Here is a 3,344-nt window from a genome sequence, read left to right as displayed (position 1 = left end):
TTCGAGAATGTAAAGCTGACCGAGTGGTTATGGACCCACGAGTGGAAAATACAAGGGCAATTCATGTTTACGAGAAATGTGGCTTTCGACAGGTAAAACTGTTGCCTCAGCGGGAACTACACGAAGGAAAACGGCATGACTGCTGGCTTATGGAGATTCAGTATACGGGATAGTGAGTTCCGCTGCACAATTTAACCCAGGAATTGTTTTAAATATGCATTGCTGCTAGTCACATCTTATAGGACTCTTGGGCAGCATACGCAATTAGCTAATGGAATTTTCTTCATGAGCAATTAATCAAAAGGGGGTTTTTAAGATGGTGGGCATAACTAAGCTGGGACAGGTATCTATTACTGTTCGTGATTTATCACGAGCGGTTGCTTTTTATCGCGATGTTCTGGAATTGCAATACATATGGGAAACCAACGGTATGGCATTTTTTCAATGTGGTGAAGTACGATTGATGCTCTCTCTGCCAGAGAACAGTGAATTTGACCATCCAAGTTCGGTACTTTATTACAATGTAGAAGATATTAATGAAACATATAATGACCTTCGTTCAAGAGGAGTAGAATTTAAGGGCAAGCCTCACGAAATCGGTAAATTGGGTGACAATACAATCATGATGGCGTTTTTTTCTGATACTGAAGGGAATGTGGTAGCCATCCAGTCTGAAACTCCTACAACAAAGTAAGCATCTCCTTTCTGAACTGATTGGCTTTCCTAGACAAGCCCCTCCTTATTGAACATAAGGGGGCGAATCCTGAAGATGCCTGAATCGATCAAGATGCATAAAAATGAATAAATGTGTATATTGTGTGCTGTGTTCTTGTCCATTCTGGCGCAAGAGAATGACAATGTCTGTGTATCCCCGTTTGCCAGCGCACAGAAGACCAGTCTTCACCCTTGCTAAATTCATTCCTTCGTTCAGTCGGCATAGATTGTCGTAGTCAACGAACTACTGTGCCATCGCTCGTCTCCAGTCAAGCCTCTTGCTCTGCATAATACTTCAAGCGACAAACGATTGGACAAAAACTTCCCCCACATAGTACTTGCTGACCTGCCAGATTGAGAGGTAAAGTCTTACAAACGTTTTCAGGAGGATCGCCAATGTGTCGCATTGTAAAGCAATTATTGACCGAGAAGCTGATCGATATTTTCTATGAAAATCAGATACGGAATAGGGGCAAGTTGCCACTGAACAAGGGCACTCTGGACGAACGATTGAAAGAACTCTTGCCTCCAGACCAACATGACCTGTTATATCGTTGGGAGGCGGAGTGCGCGGAGAATTGTGGTCGCGAACTACGGGAGTTTGCTGGTTTTTGCGCTGGAATTTTGATGTCGAACCCCTGCCATGAAGAAAACGAAGGGGGCTTGGCAGGATGACAAAATTCATGATCGTAACATTTGTCATTGGAGTTGGTGCAAGCCTGGGGTTGTTAGTTCTGTTTAATTTGGTGGCATTGGCAACAGGAAAGCGAACAGGTGCATTTGTTTCATTCAGTACGGTGACCCGATTGAGTTTTCTGTTTTGGCTCGTTACCATGGTTATAGACGGTTGGATGAGGTTAGGTCTGTGAGGGTAGTCGCCTTGCTCCCTGTTTGTGCTCGGATAGTGGTACCCGCTGTCTATCGGAAATGTTGCTGGATTGCCTTGTTTCCCCGATTCGCGTTGGCGCTAATAGAATAAATAGGTATTACTATATAAAAAGGAGCCGTGGGCCAATAAGACAGGCTGGATAAAATAGGGCTTTCAATAAAACAGGTAGAATGAGAAGGATCAGTACTAGAGATCAATACTGTTCACTGTACTAAGGACTATAGGCGATTTTATAAATCGGCCAGCCAGAGAGTTGTTCAGTCCCATCTGACATCAGGAAACGGTCACTTCCCCAAAACCCTTGACGCACAAGGGCTTTTCTTACCTTTGAGTCCCAACCACAGTACGAGTCCGGCAACAATCCCCTCACTGTTTCATCATAACTTTTGAGTCCTCGTGCAATCATCACAAGTTGAATTTCAATCGATTTTTGTCATACAATTTCAGTAGTCGAAGTAGGCTTCAGTCTTACATTGGCAAGGATTTAGCGATACTTTACGGTGGGATATCATGTGCAACGCTGTTTGACATTCATCCGGGGTAAAAAATCACCAGTTAGAAGAAGCCCGACGGATACTTTATGACCGCCGCGCACCTGCCATACATTTTTAGGTGTTGAAAGAAGCAAAACCCCGTCACTTTCAGTGAGTCGACCCAAATCCGCCTAGCCAGAGGCTTCGAAACCGTATGAAACCAGCTTCTCATTTCCGGTAATTTCGGGCGCAGTTTTTGCCCCAAAGGAGGAACGGCTGGCGTGACCATCAGTCGCCGTTTCAGGGGTACACATTATCACCCACATGTTTGGGTATTGAGGAACAACGGAGTGTCTATGAAGAAGTTCAAAGAACAACGCCAGAAGCTGTCCTTCTGGATGTCGACCAGCAAGCTAGAAGCGCTGATGAAGCTTTATCAGACCGACAGCATCACGGAAGTGTTCAGTAAGCTAGTCGACGAGAAGCTAGACAGCAACTTCGCATTACAGCAGGACAATCGTTCAGTCATTACCTCCATTGGGGGTAAGAACAAGCTGGCACGTCGAATTATAGAACTGATGCCAGAACACAGCGTCTACGTCGAGCCATTCGGGAACACGGCCAGCATATTGATTCAAAAGGCTCCAGTTAAGAAAGAAGTATACAACGACATCCACGAAGATGTGGTCAACTTCTTCACAGTCATTCAGACTGACCCGCTGGCGTTGTACCATGCCTGCACAAAGTTACCGTACTCCGAAGCGGTATACAGGGAAATGCTTTCTTCTCCAGTCCCTGACGACCCAGTACAGAAGGCAGCTAGATTCTACTACTTGAGTCGTGCAGGCTTTCTTGCCACCTCCAGGGGTACCACAGGCTTTCGAACCAACACTTCCGATGGGCGAAGCTTCGGCAAGTTCTACTACAAAGAGTGTGAGCGCTTCTATGCGATTTCCAAGCGTCTTCAGTCAGTAGAACTGTTAAACCGAGATTTCCGCAAGGTAATCAGGGCGTATCGCGACCACGAGGAAGCGCTAATCCTAGCCGACCCACCGTATTACGATGGCACCGACTATTATGAAAGTAGCTTTACGTGGAAGGATCACCGAGACCTAGCGAAGATGTTGGCCAGCATCAGGGGTAAAGCGATGGTCTTGAACAGTCAGAACGAGCGGATTCATGAGCTGTATACGAGTTTGGGGTTTCATTATAAAGTCATCCGGACAAAGTACTCGTCCCGGAAATCGGATGTAGATGAAAATGGGTAC

5 protein-coding genes are annotated in these 3,344 nt (G+C 45.7%); all 5 read left to right on the top strand.

The window, feature by feature from the left end; all coding sequences use genetic code 11:
- Nucleotides 1-23: 23 nt before the first annotated feature.
- Nucleotides 24-173 carry a GNAT family N-acetyltransferase gene (locus AAC01S_RS19065; RefSeq protein WP_306307200.1) on the top strand — a complete coding sequence of 50 codons (150 nt, stop codon included), beginning with the start codon at nucleotides 24-26 and terminating at the stop codon, nucleotides 171-173.
- A gap of 143 nt (nucleotides 174-316) precedes the next feature.
- Nucleotides 317-694: a VOC family protein gene (locus AAC01S_RS18245; RefSeq protein WP_083511961.1), complete on the top strand. Its 378-nt coding sequence runs from the start codon at nucleotides 317-319 to the stop codon at nucleotides 692-694.
- A 416-nt stretch (nucleotides 695-1,110) separates the two neighbouring features.
- Nucleotides 1,111-1,389, top strand: a complete 279-nt coding sequence (locus tag AAC01S_RS18240) for a hypothetical protein (RefSeq protein WP_067625882.1) — start codon at nucleotides 1,111-1,113, stop codon at nucleotides 1,387-1,389.
- The gene (locus tag AAC01S_RS18235; protein ID WP_067625879.1) at nucleotides 1,386-1,583 is read left to right on the top strand and encodes a hypothetical protein; all 198 of its coding nucleotides are present in this window, start codon (nucleotides 1,386-1,388) and stop codon (nucleotides 1,581-1,583) included. The genes AAC01S_RS18240 and AAC01S_RS18235 overlap by 4 nt, the downstream gene beginning before the upstream one ends.
- 774 nt (nucleotides 1,584-2,357) lie before the next feature.
- A partial coding sequence (locus AAC01S_RS18230) for a DNA adenine methylase (protein WP_067625876.1) occupies nucleotides 2,358-3,344 on the top strand: 987 nt, incomplete at its 3' end.

Origin of the sequence: Alicyclobacillus acidiphilus NBRC 100859 (assembly GCF_001544355.1) — a bacterium.
Taxonomy (GTDB): Bacteria; Bacillota; Bacilli; order Alicyclobacillales; family Alicyclobacillaceae; genus Alicyclobacillus; species Alicyclobacillus acidiphilus.
This window is presented reverse-complemented; position numbering and strand designations above follow the sequence as displayed.

Excerpts from the sequence above, each read along its gene's own strand:
- AAC01S_RS18245 (WP_083511961.1), top strand. The coding sequence starts at position 317 with ATGGTGGGCATAACTAAGCTGGGACAGGTATCTATTACTGTTCGTGAT.
- AAC01S_RS18235 (WP_067625879.1), top strand. The coding sequence starts at position 1,386 with ATGACAAAATTCATGATCGTAACATTTGTCATTGGAGTTGGTGCAAGC.
- AAC01S_RS18240 (WP_067625882.1), top strand. The coding sequence starts at position 1,111 with ATGTGTCGCATTGTAAAGCAATTATTGACCGAGAAGCTGATCGATATT.